The organism is Pseudomonas sp. 3JA, assembly GCF_036961705.1.
In the GTDB taxonomy this organism is placed as follows: Bacteria; Pseudomonadota; Gammaproteobacteria; order Pseudomonadales; family Pseudomonadaceae; genus Aquipseudomonas; species Aquipseudomonas fluorescens_Q.
In genome coordinates, this window is sequence record NZ_JBAMDJ010000038.1 from 1 (window position 1) to 16,992 (window position 16,992).

The 16,992-nt window shown below is 61.7% G+C and carries 17 protein-coding genes; 3 read left to right on the forward strand and 14 right to left on the reverse strand.

Going from position 1 to position 16,992, the window contains the following annotated elements; translation table 11 throughout:
• Nucleotides 1-29: 29 nt before the first annotated feature.
• The 3 genes from V7773_RS24125 to V7773_RS24135 all read right to left on the reverse strand — a co-directional run bounded on the left by V7773_RS24125 (nucleotide 30) and on the right by V7773_RS24135 (nucleotide 2,239).
• Nucleotides 30-467 carry a DUF3995 domain-containing protein gene (locus V7773_RS24125; protein WP_063320692.1) on the reverse strand — a complete coding sequence of 146 codons (438 nt, stop codon included), beginning with the start codon at nucleotides 465-467 and terminating at the stop codon, nucleotides 30-32.
• Between the two features lie 140 nt (nucleotides 468-607).
• On the reverse strand, nucleotides 608-1,618 hold the full coding sequence (locus V7773_RS24130; RefSeq protein WP_336075596.1) for an ABC transporter substrate-binding protein: 1,011 nt from the start codon (nucleotides 1,616-1,618) through the stop codon (nucleotides 608-610).
• Between the two features lie 171 nt (nucleotides 1,619-1,789).
• A complete protein-coding gene (locus V7773_RS24135) occupies nucleotides 1,790-2,239 on the reverse strand; it encodes a hypothetical protein (RefSeq protein ID WP_003202850.1) in 450 nt (149 codons plus the stop codon).
• A 426-nt stretch (nucleotides 2,240-2,665) separates the two neighbouring features.
• Between V7773_RS24135 and V7773_RS24140 the strand changes: the two genes are divergently transcribed.
• The 3 genes from V7773_RS24140 to V7773_RS24150 all read left to right on the forward strand — a co-directional run bounded on the left by V7773_RS24140 (nucleotide 2,666) and on the right by V7773_RS24150 (nucleotide 3,586).
• Complete coding sequence (locus tag V7773_RS24140) at nucleotides 2,666-2,902, forward strand: hypothetical protein (protein ID WP_092146011.1); 237 nt, start codon at nucleotides 2,666-2,668, stop codon at nucleotides 2,900-2,902.
• A gap of 129 nt (nucleotides 2,903-3,031) precedes the next feature.
• On the forward strand, nucleotides 3,032-3,262 hold the full coding sequence (locus tag V7773_RS24145; RefSeq protein WP_063320688.1) for a hypothetical protein: 231 nt from the start codon (nucleotides 3,032-3,034) through the stop codon (nucleotides 3,260-3,262).
• Nucleotides 3,263-3,349: 87 nt separating this feature from the next.
• On the forward strand, nucleotides 3,350-3,586 hold the full coding sequence (locus V7773_RS24150; RefSeq protein ID WP_336075597.1) for a DUF2789 family protein: 237 nt from the start codon (nucleotides 3,350-3,352) through the stop codon (nucleotides 3,584-3,586).
• Between the two features lie 213 nt (nucleotides 3,587-3,799).
• Here the strand turns inward: V7773_RS24150 and V7773_RS24155 are convergent, their stop codons facing one another.
• The 11 genes from V7773_RS24155 to V7773_RS24205 all read right to left on the reverse strand — a co-directional run bounded on the left by V7773_RS24155 (nucleotide 3,800) and on the right by V7773_RS24205 (nucleotide 16,967).
• Entirely contained in the window at nucleotides 3,800-5,404 is a 1,605-nt protein-coding gene (locus tag V7773_RS24155) for a methyl-accepting chemotaxis protein (protein ID WP_336075599.1), read from the reverse strand.
• Between the two features lie 182 nt (nucleotides 5,405-5,586).
• On the reverse strand, nucleotides 5,587-5,991 hold the full coding sequence (locus V7773_RS24160) for a TraR/DksA family transcriptional regulator (RefSeq protein WP_003202859.1): 405 nt from the start codon (nucleotides 5,989-5,991) through the stop codon (nucleotides 5,587-5,589).
• Between the two features lie 327 nt (nucleotides 5,992-6,318).
• The gene (locus V7773_RS24165; protein ID WP_063320685.1) at nucleotides 6,319-7,341 is read right to left on the reverse strand and encodes an ABC transporter permease; all 1,023 of its coding nucleotides are present in this window, start codon (nucleotides 7,339-7,341) and stop codon (nucleotides 6,319-6,321) included.
• A 148-nt stretch (nucleotides 7,342-7,489) separates the two neighbouring features.
• Nucleotides 7,490-9,043: a sugar ABC transporter ATP-binding protein gene (locus V7773_RS24170; RefSeq protein ID WP_063320684.1), complete on the reverse strand. Its 1,554-nt coding sequence runs from the start codon at nucleotides 9,041-9,043 to the stop codon at nucleotides 7,490-7,492.
• Nucleotides 9,044-9,120: 77 nt separating this feature from the next.
• Nucleotides 9,121-10,047 carry a sugar ABC transporter substrate-binding protein gene (locus V7773_RS24175; RefSeq protein ID WP_063320683.1) on the reverse strand — a complete coding sequence of 309 codons (927 nt, stop codon included), beginning with the start codon at nucleotides 10,045-10,047 and terminating at the stop codon, nucleotides 9,121-9,123.
• 51 nt (nucleotides 10,048-10,098) lie between these two features.
• Complete coding sequence (locus V7773_RS24180) at nucleotides 10,099-10,251, reverse strand: hypothetical protein (protein WP_175456230.1); 153 nt, start codon at nucleotides 10,249-10,251, stop codon at nucleotides 10,099-10,101.
• A 142-nt stretch (nucleotides 10,252-10,393) separates the two neighbouring features.
• On the reverse strand, nucleotides 10,394-11,446 hold the full coding sequence (locus V7773_RS24185) for a Gfo/Idh/MocA family protein (RefSeq protein ID WP_336075605.1): 1,053 nt from the start codon (nucleotides 11,444-11,446) through the stop codon (nucleotides 10,394-10,396).
• A gap of 39 nt (nucleotides 11,447-11,485) precedes the next feature.
• On the reverse strand, nucleotides 11,486-12,496 hold the full coding sequence (locus V7773_RS24190; protein WP_092224803.1) for a Gfo/Idh/MocA family protein: 1,011 nt from the start codon (nucleotides 12,494-12,496) through the stop codon (nucleotides 11,486-11,488).
• Nucleotides 12,497-12,527: 31 nt separating this feature from the next.
• Complete coding sequence (iolD, locus tag V7773_RS24195; protein WP_336075606.1) at nucleotides 12,528-14,459, reverse strand: 3D-(3,5/4)-trihydroxycyclohexane-1,2-dione acylhydrolase (decyclizing); 1,932 nt, start codon at nucleotides 14,457-14,459, stop codon at nucleotides 12,528-12,530.
• 148 nt (nucleotides 14,460-14,607) lie between these two features.
• Nucleotides 14,608-15,429 carry a TIM barrel protein gene (locus tag V7773_RS24200; RefSeq protein ID WP_336075607.1) on the reverse strand — a complete coding sequence of 274 codons (822 nt, stop codon included), beginning with the start codon at nucleotides 15,427-15,429 and terminating at the stop codon, nucleotides 14,608-14,610.
• A 35-nt stretch (nucleotides 15,430-15,464) separates the two neighbouring features.
• Entirely contained in the window at nucleotides 15,465-16,967 is a 1,503-nt protein-coding gene (locus tag V7773_RS24205; protein ID WP_336075609.1) for a CoA-acylating methylmalonate-semialdehyde dehydrogenase, read from the reverse strand.
• Nucleotides 16,968-16,992: the final 25 nt, after the last annotated feature.

A 16,992-nucleotide genomic window follows, 5' to 3' on the forward strand; every position in this document is an offset into this window, starting at 1 on the left:
AGCAGGCTGTGTACCCACTGCGCTGCCAGTCAGGCCCAGGCCACCGCCAGCAGCCCTGCCCCGAGCACCACGCACAACGGTGAATAAACCCAGGTGTCGAGCCTGGCGAAGGTCGAGCCCTTGACCTCCTTGAAGAAACCCACCAGCTCCGACTCGCCAATGGCCCGGGCGAACATCAGCAAGGCAATCGCGCTGATCAGCCACTGCAACGCCCGATGAGTGACCGGCTGCGCCAGCAGGCCGACCCGCAGGCAGACCAGCAGCGCCACCATCAGCAGGGCCAGGGCCACCAGCAAGGTCAACCAGCCTGAGGGATCGAACGCCGGTCGCAGCGCCTCCCCCTGCTTCACCGGCACCTGAGGCACCACTGCCTTGGCCGCCCACCGCCCACCCAGGGCCCAATACATATGAATCAAGCTGATGGTCGCAAACACTGCGACCAGCGACCGAGCCAACACAAGCGTCATCTCGCCAGCCTCCTGAAAAGAGTTGAACAATCATCCTAGCTGGAATTTGGCATTTCGCTGGACGGGCGTAGGTTGCCAGTTTCCAGCGAATGACTCATTGCCCAGGATCAAGAGTTCAACCTGCTGGCGCACGAGCCCTCCTACAGGCCCGCGGAGACCTTATCTGCCACTTCCTTGGGCAGCCAGGCCTGCCAGACCTGCGGATGTGCCTTGAGGAACGCCTCGGCGGCTTCACGGGGTGGGATGCGTTTCTCGCTCATGTCGGCCAGGGCCTTGTTCAACGGCTCGATGGGCAAATCGACCTTGCTGAAGAACTCGGCAATGTCCGGGTATTGCTTCTGGAACGGCGCAGATACGCCAATCGACAGTTTCGAGGCCAGTGAGCGGGTCGGCTTCGGGTTGGGGTTATCGGCGTCGGTCAGGGTTTTCCAGGCCTCGGCATCGAACGGCGGCTCTTGCAACTGCACCAGCTTGAAGCGCCCGAGCAGTGGCGTGGGCGACCAGTAATAAAACAGAATCGGTTTGCCCCGGCGGATCGTCGAGCTGATTTCCGCATCCAGCGCCGCCCCCGAACCGCTGCGAAAATTCACGTAGCTGTCAGACAGGCCATACGCCTTGAGCTTCTGTTTGTTGACCACCTCGGAGGTCCAGCCAATGGGGCTGTTGAGGAAGCGGCCCTTGTCGGGGCTCTCCGGATCCTTGAACACATGCTTGTAGCGCGCCAGGTCCTCGACACTGCGCAGGTCCGGCGCCAGGGGCTTGATGCCCTTGGCCGGATCCCCCTTGATGACGTATTCGGGCACCCACCAACCTTCCGTCGCGCCTTTGACCGTATCACCCAAGGCGACCACCTTGCCTTCGGCCTCGGCCTTGACCCACACCGGGCTGCGTCCGGCCCATTCCTCGCCGATCACCTGGATGTCGTTATTGGCCAGGGCGGTTTCCAGGGTGATGGTGGTGCCCGGCAATGTGTCGGTCTGCAACCCGTAGCCTTTTTCGACGATGACTCGCAGGATATCGGTGATCAGGCTGCCACTTTCCCAGTTCAAGTCAGCGAAGTGAATCGGCGCTGACGCGGCCAACGTCGGGAATGGCGAAACCAACACAGTGAAGGTGGCCCAGGCAGCCAGCCACTGTCGAACTCGTTTCATGCTTTTAACCTCGTACCAAACACAGCAATGGCTGAACGGCCCTGCGTCACCGAACGCAAGCCTCTGAATAGTTCAGTCAATTGACTGTAGCCGAGGTTCCAGCGATATCTCGTTAAAACTGTAACCGGTCCAGGGCGACCGAGGCCCCCGCGCTCACCGGCACTGCCCGTCTCACTCGCTGGCCTTGAACGTCACCAGTTCACCCTTGCGCCACTTGGCGGCCTTGGCGGTGACCGCCTTCAGGGTCTTGGTCAAGCCTTCTTGCAGTTGTTCGTTGGCCGCAAACACGGTCACCACGCTGTGGCCTTCCTTGAACAGGATTGCCTGACCACCGGGGGTCGTGACGAAGGCGTAATCACCGAGGCCATAGACCGTCAGCTTGATTTCGCGAAAGCGGATTTCAAACTTGCCACCTTCGCGGCTGGGCAATACCGCTGCGCGAAAATGATCACCAACCTTGAGTTCGAGCCTGGGCTTGTCATCGACCACCAGGGCCGACTCGGTGTCGATTTCGGCGACATAAATACCTTCGGCGGTCTGCTCGGTGATGTAGACGAAACGTGACTGGAAGAGTTTGACCAGTTTTGCCCGCAGGTCACCAAGTACGAATAACGCATGCATGTCGAGATTACTTACTGCCAAGGAAACATCCCCATCTTTGAAAAAGGCCCGCCCCTCGGAAAGGACGGACCACGAGAACCCGTGCCGACTGTAACGTCGCAATGGACCTGTAACTGAAATTCGAAGTGAACGGCGCGCCCTGTCCCGGGCCGAGAGCAGACTATAGGTTGCCGCTCTCGCCGTCTTTCCCGGGGGGTCGCCAGAGGCTGAAGGAAAAAGCCACTCTGAGCATCGGAAAAGATGGGACTACTAACTTTAGGGAAATTTCTCACTTAAAAAAGCATTTTTCTGACATCGAGCCCAAAAAAAATTGCTTTAGATAGGCAAGCCGTCCACACGGTGCTGCCGATTCTAGAGCAGCCAGAGGCGTGGAGACTACCCAAACTGCTCGGCAATTCGTCGGTAAACCATAGAAAAGGAATTCACATGGCTACTTTCACAACCCTGATCCAACCTGAAGCCCCTTGTGTCGTCGAGACATCCGACACGTTCGACAGGGTCGACTGCCTGCCTGTCTCGTTGATTCAACCGCGTTACCGGGTCGTCCTGGCCGGCAAGTGCTTTTTCCATATTGAGGAAACATCCACTGGACGTGTAAGAGGATTCCGCACCGATCATAACGAGGCCTGCCACCTGGCCAGGCGTCTGGAACGAAGTGCCTGAGCTCATATACGCCCCTTCATGACTTAACTCAGCCGCCGACAGGCAACTGCTGCCATACTGCCTGCCCGCGAAGACCGTCACCCATTGACGGATCGCGCACCCACACCATGACTTTTGAGAAGGCGCGACGTGACGGAATTTGATATCGGCGAATTTTTTATCCGGGGCGAAGCCAGAGAGGTCGAAGGCGAGTTCCAGGCCGTCATCGTGATGCGCGCCAAACCGCCCCTGACCACGGTCAGTTGGCACCAAGTGGAAAAAGATCGCTGGTTCAAGACCGCGGAAATTGCTGCCGAGGCCGCCCGGGAAGCCGCCAGGGCGCTGAAAGCCGCAGTGGATGAAGGGGCCTTGAAAGCCTGAGTCCGATCGAACTCCTGACCAGTGCTTGCCTCAGATAAAGGGAAGCAACCGAGGCGCCATGACGGCGCCCGCCCAAAGGAGAACCCCATGGAACAGCCTTCGCACGAACTCAGCACCCTGTTCGACCAACTCGGCCTGACCTCGGACGGCAAAGCCATCGACGATTTCATCGTGGCACACCCACTGGCCCCGGAGGTCAAGCTGGTGGAGGCCGATTTCTGGTCGGACCAGCAGAAAGACCTCTTGCGCGAATGGCTGCTCGCCGACGGTGAAGAGGCGGTGCTGGTGGATCAGTTGAATGTGCGGCTGCATGACGGTAAATAGCAGCCAGGACTTTTGGCTGTGGCAAGGCACCTGTAGCAGCCAGGACTTTTAGTTAAGTACAAGACAGCTCTTGTGGCGAGGGAGCTTGCTCCCGCTCGACTGCGCAGCAGTCGCCCCGGAGTACTGCCGGCTCGTGTCTCCGGCTGCTGGCTGCATCCAGCCTTTTGGGGCTGCTGCGCAGCCCAGCGGGAGCAAGCTCCCTCGCCACAGGGCCTAGCGCGGCTTCTCGGGTTTGTAGCCCAGCCGCAAACCACCCCAGTGACGCCCCTTGAGCATGATCGGCACGGAGAGATCGTGCATCAGTTCTCCCGTGTCGCGGGTGTAGGTCTGCAGCAACACCGGCTGTTGATGGCTGCCGCAGCGAATCCCGGTGCGGTCGGAGAACTTGCGCTTGGTTCGGTTATTGAGCGTGTCCACCTGTGGATCGCCGGTCAATGGCTGGCTGAAGACCTTGTTATGGGTGGGCACGTAGCCCTGCTGAGTGCAGGCAATCGCGAACACCAGGCCCTCGTGCCGGGCCAGCAAGGGTTCCTGGATCGCCGGCAGCACCTGATCGGTATAGCGGTCGAAACGGGTCTGGTATTTGGCAGGCTGGGTGTTGGGGATGGGCTGGTAATTACGGTCGAACAGATCCTCCAGGCTGACACGGCCCTGGTCGACGTCCGCTTCGAACTGCGCGGCGATCTGGCTCGCCCCTTCCCGTGCCAGGTCATAGACCCGTTGGTGATAATCGTCGAGGCCCACTTGGGCCAGGCGTTCGCTGATGGTTTCGGCCTGGCCTTCCATTTGCACCGCCGCTTCGGCCAGGCGCTGGGTCTGCTGGTCGCTGATGGACAGGTCGCCGCGCATCTGCTCGATGGCGTGGAACAGGCTGTCGAGTTGTTCGCGATTGGTGTCGGTGCCTTCGGCGATGGCGCTGACCTGGGTTTCGACGCCGGCGGCGAGCCGGGCGATGTTTTCCAGGTGTTGGCCGGTGTGCTCGACCTGCTGCACGCCAATGTCCAGGTCAGCGGCCAGTTGACGGATCTGCTCCACCACCTGGGCGGTGCGTTGCTGGATGTCGGCCACCATCACCCCGACCTCGCCGGTCGCCGCCGCCGTGCGCCCGGCCAGGCCACGGACCTCATCGGCCACCACCGCGAACCCACGGCCATGCTCACCGGCCCGCGCGGCCTCGATGGCCGCATTCAATGCCAGCAGGTTGGTCTGGCTGGCGATCGACTGAATCACCAGGCTGACCCGCTGGATTTCATCGCTGCGCACACTCAAGGCCTCGATCAACTCACGGCTGTCGTTTGCGCGCTGGCTGAGCTGGTGCATGCGGCTGATGGATTCCACCAGCTCGCTGCGCCCGGCCACACTGCTGCGATGGGCCTCGCTGGCGGCGCCCAGGGCTTGCTGGCTGAGTTGCGAAGTGGCTTGCTCGGTGGCGATCATCGATTCGGCATTGCTGACGATTTGCGCCGCCGCATCGAGTTGCGACTGGACCTTGCCAGCCAATTGCTTGACCGAATAGGCGACACCGGCCGCCGACAGCGCGTTATGGCTGGTGGTGTAGGACAGGTCGCGGGTCAGCTCGGCCAGTGTGTCGGTCGCGGGTGCGGGCGTCGCGGCCACGCGCGAACGCAGGCGCGGCAACCAGACGATGAGCATGACCAGCGGCAGGCCCAGGTACAACGACCAACCGCCCAAAGCCATGCCGCACAGCAGCAATGCCAAGGCGAGACTCTGCAAGGTCGGCGTCAGCCAGCGCGCCGTGCTGTTTGTCTCAGGTACCGAGGCCGGCACCGCACCCGCCAGAGATCCGTCTGTCGCCATGTTCGTCACCCACGCTTCTCGTTGTTATGAATGCATTAAACGCCACTACAGAGCCATTATCCATGGTCCATTAGTCGCGTTCTTTGCAGCAGATCAACGGGAGTAGACGTACGGGCACGGGCGAAAGCAAAAGATCGCGGCCTTCGTCAAAAGGTCGCGATCTTTTTTTGCAAAAACGCGAATCAGGCCTGACGCTGGTGCTTGTCGATCTGTTCGTGACGTTCCTGGGCTTCGATGCAGTACTTGGTGGTCGGGCTGATCAGCAGGCGCTTGAGGCCGATCGGCTCGCCGCTGTCGTCGCACCAGCCGAAGCTGTCGTCGTTGATACGGTCCAGGGCCTGCTCCAACTGAGGCAGCATGCGCTGGTCGCGATCGATGGCGTTGACCAGCCAGGTACGCTCTTCTTCTACGGAAGCAGCGTCCGCCGGGTCAGCCGGGGTGTCCAGGCTCTCAATGGCGATTCGGTTCTGTTCGATGCGCTCGTGGGTTTCGACTTTCATGTTCTGCAACAGCTTGGTGAAGAAAGCCAGCTGCTCGGCATTCATGTAGTCATCCGCCGGCATGGCCAGCAACTTTTCCTTTGTCATTGATATCTCTATAAAAAAACGTGCATTAAGGCGAATTATGGAGCGTCCCGCAGCGCAGCTGCCACGCTCATCAGGAAGGCGCCGTCTATTCCAAGCGCCACCCGGCACTCAATTTACGAGGGGCGGCAGTCTAAGGCCGAGTCGAGGCCTCAGCAACTGAAAACATAGGGAAAATGTCCGACAACCCCTTCAAATGTTCTCTGACAGGCTTTTGGCAGTCATCGGAGTGCGTTTATAACAAGAAATTCGGTGCAATAGCTGTATTAAGAAGACAAATGGCAACGCCACGCGGGTCAGGCGTGGCGCTTTGTCGCAACGTCCCGGGTATCAGCGCTTGAGTTTGCGCTTGTTGCGGTACTGGTCGATGACCACCGCCACCACGATAATCAGTCCCTTGATGATGTCCTGAATGTAGGCATCGACACCGACGAAGGTGAAACCGCTGGCCATCACCCCAAGGATCAACGCCCCGATCACGGTGCCGGTGATGCGCCCCACCCCGCCCGCCAGGCTGGTGCCGCCGATCACGGCCGCGGCAATCGCGTCCAGTTCATAGGACATGCCCATGCCCGCCTGCCCGGTCGCCGCCCGCGCCGAGGCCACCACGCCGGCCAACCCGGCCAACAAGCCGGCAATGCTGTAGACGATCACCAGGTGACGCTTGACGTTGATGCCCGAGGTGCGCGCCGCCTGCATGTTGCCGCCGATGGCGTAGGTGTATTTGCCGTACTTGGTGTAGCGCAGGGCGATGTGGAAGATCACCGCCACCACCAGGAAGATGATCACCGGCATGGCGCCATGCCCGATGGCGGTATAGGAATCGGACAACATGCTCACCGGCTGGCCTTCGGTGTAGTAGCGCGCCAGGCCACGGGCCGAGACCATCATGCCGAGGGTGGCAATGAACGGCGGAATACCGGTAATGGCGATGATGCTGCCGTTGATCGCCCCGGCCAGCAGCCCCACGCCGAGCCCCGCCACCACCGGTATCCACACCGGCAAGTCGGTCAAGGAGGGAAACACCGCCCGGGCGAAGTCCGAGGTCTGGGCCAGGCTGGCGGCGATCATCGCCGACAGCGCCAGCACCGAGCCGGACGACAGGTCGATACCGGTGGTGATGATCACCTGGGTCACGCCGATAGCCAACAGGCCGATGATCGACACCTGCAGGATCATCAACACCAGACGCTGGGAGTTCATCAGGAAGCTCTGGTCGCGCATGATCCAGCCGAACATTTCGAACACCAGGCCGATGCCGATCAGCACCAGGAAGATACTCAGCTCCGTCGGCAGCCGCCGGCGCGCCCTGGCCGGTGCGGCCGTGGGTTTGTTTTCCAGTATCGCGTTCATAGCCATTCACCTTTTTTGTTCTTTGGCGAGGGGGGTTGTTCCCTGCCGGGAGGTGTGGCGCCCCTGGGACAGGGCCGCTTCGCGGCCCAGCGGGGATAAATCCCCTCGCCACATGTTGCTCGACGTTATTAAGTTGAACGGGCTGGCATCAGGACAGGCCCGAAGCCAATTGCATGACCCGTTCCTGGGTCGCTTCGCCGCGGTTGAGAGTGCCCATCAGGTCGCCTTCGTGCATCACCATCACCCGGTCGCTCATGCCCAGTACTTCCGGCAGCTCCGAGGAAATCATGATCACCGCCATGCCTTCGCTGGCGAGGTAGGAAATCAGTCGGTAGATCTCGGCCTTGGCACCGACATCGATACCACGGGTCGGCTCGTCGAGGATCAGGATGCGCGGGTTGGTCATCAGCCAGCGGGCCAGCAGCGCTTTCTGCTGGTTGCCGCCAGACAAGGTGTCGATGCACTGCTCCAGCGACGGGGTCTTGACCCGCAGCTTCTTGCACATGTCCTCACACAAGGCGCGCAGGGCTTTTTGCTGGATGAAGCCGTTGCCCACGTAATGGGGCAGCACGGCCATCTCCATGTTTTCCAGCACCGACAGGCACGGGAACAGGCCACTGAGCTTGCGGTCCTCGGTCAACAGCGCGAAGCCTTTCTCGATGGCCATGTGCGGGTCGCTGATACGCACCGGTTGGCCGTCCAGCAGGATTTCGCCGCCGGTACTCGGGGTCACACCGAAAATCGCCTCGGCCACGTTGGTCCGGCCCGAACCCATCAACCCGGCGATGCCGAGGATCTCCCCGGCATGCAGGTCAAAGGAAACGCCTTTGAAAATGCCGTCCAGGCTCAGGTCGCGCACCGACAGCACCAAATCGCCGATGGGTTGCTCCCGCACCGGGAACAACTGGCTCAGCTCGCGCCCGACCATCATCGAAATCAGGCTGTCGCCGTCCATGCTGTCGGCCCGTTGCAGGCCGATGTAGGCACCGTCGCGAAACACCGCCACTTCATCGGCGATGGCAAACACCTCGTTCATTTTGTGGGTGATGTAGATGATGCCCTTACCCTGGGACTTGAGGTCGGCAATGATCGAGAACAGGTGGGCGACTTCGGTCTCGGTAATGGCCGAGGTCGGTTCGTCCATGATCAGGATGTCGGAGTCATAGGAGACGGCCTTGGCAATCTCCACCATCTGCCGCTCGGCGATGCTCAGGTTGCCCACCTGCTCTTCAGGGTCGAGCTTGATGCGCAGGCGCTCCAGCAGGCGGGCGGTGCAGCGATGCATTTCGCCATGGTCGACCATGTGCAGGCCGTTGAGTTGCTCGCGGCCGATCCAGATGTTTTCGGCGATGCTCATGTGGGGCATCAGGTTCAGTTCCTGATGGATCATCGCGATGCCGGCCTGCAACGCCGCGAGCGGCGTGTCGAATGTCACCGGTTTACCGCGCAGACGCAGTTCGCCGGCGTCCGGCTGGTAGATACCGGCGATGATTTTCATCAAGGTGGATTTGCCCGCGCCATTCTCGCCCATCAGGGCCAGTACGGAACCGGGGCGTACCCGCAGCTGTACATCGGACAGGGCCACCACGCCGGGAAAGCCTTTGCTGACATTGACGACTTCCAGCAGATACGGTTCATCAGGTATTACGTCCGGCCGGAAAGTCATCGCCGGGGCGCTCGAAGCAGTCGCTGAAGCGAACATGATCAGGTACTCCCTCGGCAAGGTCGGCGTTGCAACCTTGCCTGTTTATTGTTGTGGTGGGACCGGTGCGTCAAACGTCACTTGAACTGACCGACGTTTTCCGGCGTGATCAGACGATACGGCACCCAGACGGACTGTTCGACCGGTTGTTTCTTGACCATTTTCACGGCTGTATCGATCGATCCATCGGCCTGGCCCTTGGCGTCCTGGAACACCGAGACGGCCATGTCGCCCTTCTTGATCGCGTTCAAGCCGTCCGGTGTGCCATCGACCCCGGCAATCAATACGCTGCCTTTCTTGGTACCCGCTTGCTTGAGGGCCATGGCGGCGCCGATGGCCATCTCGTCGTTGTTGGCCACCACCGCCTGGAACTCGCGCCCCTGAGTCAGCCAGTCGTTGACCAGGGTCATGCCCTTGTCCCGCAACCAGGTACCGGTCTGCTCCTGCTCGATCTTGATGTTGGGGTACTTGGCCAGCACGTCCTTGACGCCCTTGGTGCGGTTGGTGGTGGAGTTGTTGGCCAGGTCGCCCAACAGGATCACGATGTCGCCCTTGCCGCCCATTTTTTCGGCCAGGTATTGCATCTGCATGCGACCGGCCTCCAGGTCATCGGAGGCAACGGTGACCACGCCTGCCGGCAGTTTCAGGTCGTCGGGACGGCGATTGACGTAGACCAGCGGGATACCGGCGGCGACGGCGGCCTTGGTGATGCGTTGGGTCGCGGCGGTGTCCACCGGGTTGACGATGATCGCGTCGACCTTCTGACTGATGAAGCTTTCCACCTGGCTCAGTTGCTTGACCACGTCACTGCGGGCGTCTTCGAACTGCAGGGTGACGCCGTCCGGCAGGGACTTGGCTTTCTTGTCCATGGATTCACGCAGGTAAGTCAACCAGGTGTCATCGAACTGGGACATGCTGACACCGATCTTCAAGTCCGCCAGGGCAGCGCCGCTGGTGAGCATCAACGACAGGGCCAGCGAGGCGATACGGGTCTTGGTCTTCATGAACGGTCTTTCTCCACTTTTTTGTTGGTTTTATGGATAAGGCGTAGCGGATCAGGAACGGGGCAAGCGCACGATGGGCGCGCCGGGCATGCAACACACAACAGCGCCCTTGCGCTGGATGCACAGGGATTCGAACAGGGGAAGGATTGCGGACAGGCGCAGCAGAGGTGACAGGTAAAACGCAGAGCGGCTGAAGGTTTTCATCGACGGTACCTAGCTGTGTTTCTTGTTTTTGTTTCGTCCTTCATCCGTTCAAGGCTGGCTTGGCGGGAGGCGGACAGGATTGTCGGTAACCTGGAATCGACTTTATTGGAAAATATTTTCCATATCAACTGATTTTAGAATTTTATTCGTTTTTTATTCCATGACCGACAGGCGTGGACAACCGCACCACTTCGCCCTGCTCGGCACTCTGCCTGGCAGCATCAAGGATGCGCGTGGTCGCCAGTGCATCACGGGCCTCCACCGGCAGCGGGCCAGCGCCCTGCAATGCGGCTTGCAGGTGTTGGTAGAACGCCAGCCAGCAGCCACGCTCCGAGGTCACCCGCTCGCGCTCGGTGCCGTGTTCGAACCAGCCCCAGCGCCGATGCTCTTCAGCGCCCCAGCGTTCGCCCTCGGACGCCGGGCTCAAGCCCGCCAATGCCTGGGCTTCCTGCCCGTCCAGGCCTTCGACGGTATAGCAGCCCTGGGTGCCGTTGACCCGAAAGCGCGGGCGCGCTGCGTTTTGCACGCAATTGCCGCTCAAGTGGGAAATCACGCCGCTGGCGTGGGTCAAGGACATGAAGAAGCCGTTGTCGAACACTTGGTCCGGCTGCCGGTAGTCCAGCTCGGCGTAGACCCGCACCACCGGCCCGAACAACTGCAGCGCCTGGTCCACCAGATGGCTGCCCAGGTCCCGCAGGAATCCACCGCCGCTGCCCTTCCCCACCGACGTCGGTGAATAGCGCTCGACACTGGATTCAAAACGAATGACCTGGCCCAGGGCACCGGACGCCAGCAGTTTGCGCAGGGTCAGGAAATCCGAATCCCAGCGACGGTTCTGGTACACGCAGAGCGGTACCTTGCGCCGTTCGGCCGCCAGCACCATGGCCTCGGCTTGCGCAGCGTCTTGGGCGAAAGGCTTATCGCTGACCACTGCCACGCCGAGTTCGATGGCTTGCATCACCACGGCTGGGCGACCGTCCAACGGCGTGGACACCACCACCGCATCGACGCCGGCCGCCACCAGTTGTTCGAGCGTGTCGAAGGCCTGGACGTGCGGGTAATCACTCGCCAGTTGCTCGCGCCGCTCGACGGACCGGGTCACCACGCCAACAAACGTAGCCCCCGGCAGGCTGCTGATCAGCGGCGCATGAAAAAATCGTCCGCCCTTGCCATAGCCCACTAGTCCGATTCGCATGAAAGCTCCTTAGGTCACGGTTGGAATGCACCCTGTGGGTTAGCCGTAGAAACGCGGGCGCTCGGGCAGGTCAACCTTGATGATCTGCCCACTCTGCTGCGCCTGGATACAGGCATCCGCCGCCACCGCTGCGGCGAAGCCGTCCCAGGCCGACGGCCCGCCCACCTGCCCGGTGCGCACGCCGTCGATGAAGGCCTGCAATTCGACGTCGTAGGCCGCGATGAAACGGTCCTTCCAATCCATCAGGATCGCATTCGACAGCTTGGCGCCGCTGCGCAGTTGCACCTGGGACGGTTCCGGCAGCTTGGCGATGCCGGTCTCCCCCACCACTTCGCACTGGATGTCGTAGCCGTACTGGCAGTTGACGAACACTTCGACGTCGATGCGCGTGCCCCGGGCGGTTTCCAGCAGGACGATCTGCGGGTCGCGCAAATGGGCCAGGGCCTTGCTGGACTTGCGCGGAAACACCACCTGCACCGACACGTAGTCATCGGCCAGCAGCCAGCGCAACACATCCAGCTCATGGATCAGGGTGTCGGTGATCGCCATGTCGGTCTTGTAGTTTTCGCCCACGCTCGGGTTGCGGTGGGCGCAATGCAGCATCAGCGGTTCACCGATCTGGCCGCTGTCGATCACCGCCTTGAGTGCGCGATAACCTTCATCGTAAGGGCGCATGAAACCGACCTGCACCAGGCGCTTGCCGTGGGCGATTTCAGCCTCGACGATCTTGCGGCAGCCTTCGGCCGTGACGGCCAGGGGCTTTTCACAGAACACCGGTTTGCCCGCCGCAATCGCCGCCAGCACGAACTCTTCGTGGCTCGGGCCCCAGGAGGTGACGAGGATCGCCTCCACGTCAGGCGCCTTGATCAATGCATGACCGTCGGGGTAGACCTCGGCGGTCAGCTTGAGATCGGCAACGACCTTGGCCGCTTGTTGCAGGTTGATGTCGGTCACCGCCACCACCTGGCTGTTGAGCAAGGTCTGGCTGCAACGACGGATATGGTCCTGGCCGATGGCCCCGGTGCCGATGACGCCCAGCTTCAAAGACATGTAGAGAACTCCTTTCGTATTGTTGGGGCAATCAGTATTGACGGGCCTTGGCCAGCCGTTCGTTGAGGGTCTTGGCGACCGCATCGGTGCGGGCGCTGGTGGACACTTGCGCCACGCCGACCCGCCACCATGACAGGTAGCTGTGAATCATGGTCTTGGGCAGGACCTTGATGTCGATCAGGGTGGAGACCGTCTGCAGGCGCGCATCGGCGAGGGCCGCGTGCAGTTCGTCGAGGGTCTTGACCCTGTAGGTCTTGCAGCCATAGGCCGCGGCACTCATGGCGAAGTCCACCGGCACGAAGGCGCCGTCGAGCTTGCCGGTGTCCGGGTTGCGGAAACGGAACTCGGTGCCGAAGCTGTCCATGCCATTTCCCATCTGCAAATTGTTGATGCAGCCGAAGGCCATGTTGTCCAGCAGCACCACGTTGATCTTGCGGCGCTCCTGGATCGAGGTCGCCAGTTCCGAGTGCAGCATCATGTAGGAGCCATCGCCCACCAGGGCGTAGACCTCTTTGTCGGGCTCGGCGAGTTTCACCCCCAGCGCCGCATTCACCTCGTAGCCCATGCACGAATAACCGTACTCGACGTGATAGGTATTCACGCCCTTGCTGCGCCAGGCGCGCTGCAAGTCGCCGGGCAAGCTGCCGGCGGCGGCGACGATAATCGCATCGTCGGCCAGGGTTTCGTTGAGGGTGCCCAGCACGCGGCTCTGGGTCAGGCAGGAACCGGTGAGTTCGATGAATTCGCGAAACACCGCCGGGTCCATGTGGTCGTCGATTTCCGGCAGGAAATCCTCGGCTTGATAATCGGCCTGGTAGATCCGATCGACCTCGGCGTCCAACTGGACCTTGGCGTCGGCGATCTGCCCGCCCCATTCAGCGCGATAGTCGCCCAGCGCGGCGGACAGCGACTCCAGGCCCGAGCGGGCGTCGGCCAGCAGTTGCACGCCGTCGAGCTTCAAGGCGTCGCAGGGGCTGATATTGAGATTGAGGAACTGCACGTCCGGGTGCTGGAACAACCATTTGGAGCCGGTGGTGAAATCGCTGTAGCGCGTGCCGATGCCGATGATCAGGTCGGCTTTCTTGGCCAGCAGGTTCGCCGCCAGGCAACCGGTTTCACCGACGCCGCCGACGTTCAGCGGATGACTGGACACCACCGCGCTCTTACCCGCCTGGGTCTCGGCGAACGGAATGTCGAAGCGCTCGGCAAAGGCCTGCAACGCCGCATTGGCCCCGGAATACCGCACGCCGCCGCCACAGATGACCAACGGTCGGCGCTTGCCTTTGAGCAGCGCCAGGGCGTCGCCTAGCATTGCCTCGGTGGCCGGGCGACGGTCAATGCGATGGACACGCTTTTGCAGGAAATAATCCGGGTAATCGTAGGCTTCGGCCTGCACGTCTTGGGGCAGCGCCAGGGTCACCGCGCCGGTTTCGGCCGGATCGGTCAGCACGCGCATGGCATGAATGGCGGCAGTCATCAACTGTTCGGGGCGGTTGATGCGATCCCAGTATTTGCTCACGGCCTTGAAGGCATCGTTGGTGCTGATGCTCAGGTCATGGAACTGCTCGATCTGCTGCAGCACCGGGTCCGGCTGGCGACTGGCGTAGACATCGCCGGGCAATAGCAGCAACGGAATGCGATTGGCTGTTGCGGTGGCTGCGGCGGTCAGCATGTTCGCCGCGCCGGGGCCCACCGACGAGCTGCAAGCGTAGATCTTGCGGCGCAGGTGCTGCTTGGCAAAACCGATGGCCGCGTGGGCCATGCCCTGTTCGTTGCGGCCCTGGTGGACCACCAGGTCGCCGCTGTCCTGCTCCAGCGCCTGACCCAGGCCCAGCACGTTGCCGTGGCCAAAAATGGTAAAGACCCCGGCGACGAACTTGCTCTGGACGCCATCGACTTCGATGTACTGGTTATCGAGGAATTTCACCAGGGCCTGGGCCATGGTCAGTCGTGTTGTGGTCATGCGTGCACCTTTTCAAACGCAACTCGGTCAAGTGTGGGAGCGAGCTTGCTCGCGATAGCGGTGTTTCAGGCAGCTCAGATGTTGAGTGTGCCGCCGTCATTGCGAGCAAGCTCGCTCCCACAGGGGTTCCATCGTTCAGGGAATCGGATCAGGCCTGGCAGCTTTGCAGGTGATCCATGCTCGCCCCCAGCGCCTGACGGATGTCGGCCAGGTCATGGACGCTCTCGGCGAACGGTTCGAAGGACAGGTAGCCCTCGTAGCCACCGGCCCGCAGCGCCTCGATCTGCACGGCATTGCCCAGGATGTCGGCCTCGCCCACCAGCACCCGGTGGCCGTCACGGATCGTCGCCAGCGGCGCCTGGGCATCCTCGACGCCGGAGATGTGCACCAGAGCGGTCAGCTCGGGGAAGAATTCCTGTTCACCGGCCAAATGATGGTGAAAGGTGTCATGCACCAGGCGGAACACATCCAGCCCGCCAATGCTCTTGATCGCTTCCACCGCCGTGCGCTTGCGGCGCAGCGCGCACTCTTCGAAACCCAGGGGCTCGATGAACCCGTAGATGCCAAAGGCCCGCAGAATCGGCGCCAGTTCGCTGAGGGCCGTACGCAGCCCAGCCGCGCGTTCAGCCTCGCTGCGTGGGTCGGCGCGGTCATTGAGCGGGCACATCACCAGGCCCTCGGCGCCGCATTCGCGGGCGTAGTCGGCCAACCGCACGGCCTGGGCGCGGCGCTCTTCGTTCCACACGTCAAAGGGGTACAGGGCGTTGATCGACAGCACCTTGATGCCCCTTTCCTCACACAACTCACGCACACGGCCGGGCGGCATGCCGTCTTCGATCTCGACGCCCTTCAGATCGTTGCGGATCTCGATGGCATCGGTTCTCAACGCCAGCGCCAGGTCGATGAATTCGGGCAGCGACAGACGCGGGGCAACCATTCGGTTCAGGGCAAAACGCAGGGGCTTGTTCATTGTTATTCTCCCTCCGGCAGTCATTCAAAAGTGAGTTATTGAGCAGTCGGCATGCTGAACTCAGGCCCCTTGGCAATGCTGTCGGGCCAGCGTTGCATCACGCTTTTGTAGCGGCTGTAGAAACGCAGGCCTTCTTCACCGTAGGCATGGTGATCGCCGAACAGCGAGCGCTTCCAGCCACCGAAGGAGTGCCAGGCCATGGGCACCGGAATCGGCACGTTGATGCCCACCATGCCGACCTTGATGCTGCGGGCGAACGCCCGGGCGATGCCGCCGTCACGGGTGAAACAGGACACGCCGTTGCCGAACTCATGGGCGTTGATCAGCGCCACCGCCGTGGCGAAATCCGGTACGCGAACGATCCCCAGCACCGGGCCGAAAATTTCTTGCTGGTAGATGCTCATCTCGACGGTGACCTGGTCGAACAGCGTCGCGCCGACAAAGAATCCCTGCTCGGCTCCGGGCACCTTGAAACCACGGCCATCGACGATCAGCCGAGCGCCCTCGGCCACGCCGGCGTCGATGAAGCCTTCGACCTTGGCCTTGTGCTCGGCGGTGACCAGCGGCCCCATGTCGGTGCCAGGCTGCTGACCGTTACCGATCTTCAGTTGGTCGATGCGGGGCAACAGCTTGGCAATCAATTCATCGCCCACGTCACCCACTGCCACGGCAATGGAAATCGCCATGCAGCGCTCACCGGCCGAGCCATAAGCGGCACCGATCAACGCATCCGCCGCCTGATCAAGGTCGGCGTCGGGCATGACGATCATGTGGTTCTTGGCCCCGCCCAGGGCCTGCACACGTTTGCCGTGCGCCGTGCCCTGCTGATGGATGTATTCGGCAATCGGCGTGGAGCCGACAAAGGAAATCGCCTCGATGTCCGGGTGCTGCAACAGCGCATCCACCGCCACCTTGTCGCCCTGGACCACGTTGAACACACCGTCCGGCAAGCCGGCTTCGGTCAGTAACCGGGCCATCAGCAGGCTGGCGGACGGATCGCGCTCCGAAGGCTTGAGGATGAAGCAGTTGCCGGCGACCAGCGCCAGGGGAATCATCCACAACGGCACCATCACTGGGAAGTTGAACGGCGTGACCCCGGCGCAAACGCCCAAGGGTTGACGCAGGTTCCAGTTGTCGATGCCGCCGCCGATGTTGTCGCTGAAATCGGTCTTGAGCAGGTTCGGCGCACCGCAGGCGTACTCGACGATCTCGATGCCGCGGGTGACTTCGCCGTGGGCGTCAGACAGCACCTTGCCGTGTTCGCGGCTGATGATTTGCGCCAGCTCGTCGTGGTGCCGGTCCAGCAGTTCCTTGAACTTGAACATCACCCGCGAACGACGCAATGACGACTGCTCGGACCAGGCCGGAAACGCCGCCAGCGCCGAGGCCACTGCCGCGTCGACGGTGCCTGGCTCGGCCAGGGCCACCCGGGCCTGCACCGCACCGGTGGCCGGGTTGAAGACATTGCTGAACCGCGTGCTGTCGTGGTCCTGCACCTGGCCGTTGAGGTAATGGCCTACTACCGGGGCGTCACTCATTATTCTTGTTCTCCGTGCGAATGTT

Excerpts from the sequence above, each read along its gene's own strand:
- V7773_RS24130 (WP_336075596.1), bottom strand. The coding sequence starts at position 1,618 with ATGAAACGAGTTCGACAGTGGCTGGCTGCCTGGGCCACCTTCACTGTG.
- V7773_RS24180 (WP_175456230.1), bottom strand. The coding sequence starts at position 10,251 with ATGAAAACCTTCAGCCGCTCTGCGTTTTACCTGTCACCTCTGCTGCGC.
- V7773_RS24200 (WP_336075607.1), bottom strand. The coding sequence starts at position 15,429 with ATGAACAAGCCCCTGCGTTTTGCCCTGAACCGAATGGTTGCCCCGCGT.
- V7773_RS24140 (WP_092146011.1), top strand. The coding sequence starts at position 2,666 with ATGGCTACTTTCACAACCCTGATCCAACCTGAAGCCCCTTGTGTCGTC.
- V7773_RS24150 (WP_336075597.1), top strand. The coding sequence starts at position 3,350 with ATGGAACAGCCTTCGCACGAACTCAGCACCCTGTTCGACCAACTCGGC.
- iolD (WP_336075606.1), bottom strand. The coding sequence starts at position 14,459 with ATGACCACAACACGACTGACCATGGCCCAGGCCCTGGTGAAATTCCTC.
- V7773_RS24185 (WP_336075605.1), bottom strand. The coding sequence starts at position 11,446 with ATGCGAATCGGACTAGTGGGCTATGGCAAGGGCGGACGATTTTTTCAT.
- V7773_RS24170 (WP_063320684.1), bottom strand. The coding sequence starts at position 9,043 with ATGTTCGCTTCAGCGACTGCTTCGAGCGCCCCGGCGATGACTTTCCGG.
- V7773_RS24190 (WP_092224803.1), bottom strand. The coding sequence starts at position 12,496 with ATGTCTTTGAAGCTGGGCGTCATCGGCACCGGGGCCATCGGCCAGGAC.
- V7773_RS24155 (WP_336075599.1), bottom strand. The coding sequence starts at position 5,404 with ATGGCGACAGACGGATCTCTGGCGGGTGCGGTGCCGGCCTCGGTACCT.
- V7773_RS24125 (WP_063320692.1), bottom strand. The coding sequence starts at position 467 with ATGACGCTTGTGTTGGCTCGGTCGCTGGTCGCAGTGTTTGCGACCATC.
- V7773_RS24135 (WP_003202850.1), bottom strand. The coding sequence starts at position 2,239 with ATGCATGCGTTATTCGTACTTGGTGACCTGCGGGCAAAACTGGTCAAA.
- V7773_RS24165 (WP_063320685.1), bottom strand. The coding sequence starts at position 7,341 with ATGAACGCGATACTGGAAAACAAACCCACGGCCGCACCGGCCAGGGCG.
- V7773_RS24175 (WP_063320683.1), bottom strand. The coding sequence starts at position 10,047 with ATGAAGACCAAGACCCGTATCGCCTCGCTGGCCCTGTCGTTGATGCTC.
- V7773_RS24205 (WP_336075609.1), bottom strand. The coding sequence starts at position 16,967 with ATGAGTGACGCCCCGGTAGTAGGCCATTACCTCAACGGCCAGGTGCAG.
- V7773_RS24160 (WP_003202859.1), bottom strand. The coding sequence starts at position 5,991 with ATGACAAAGGAAAAGTTGCTGGCCATGCCGGCGGATGACTACATGAAT.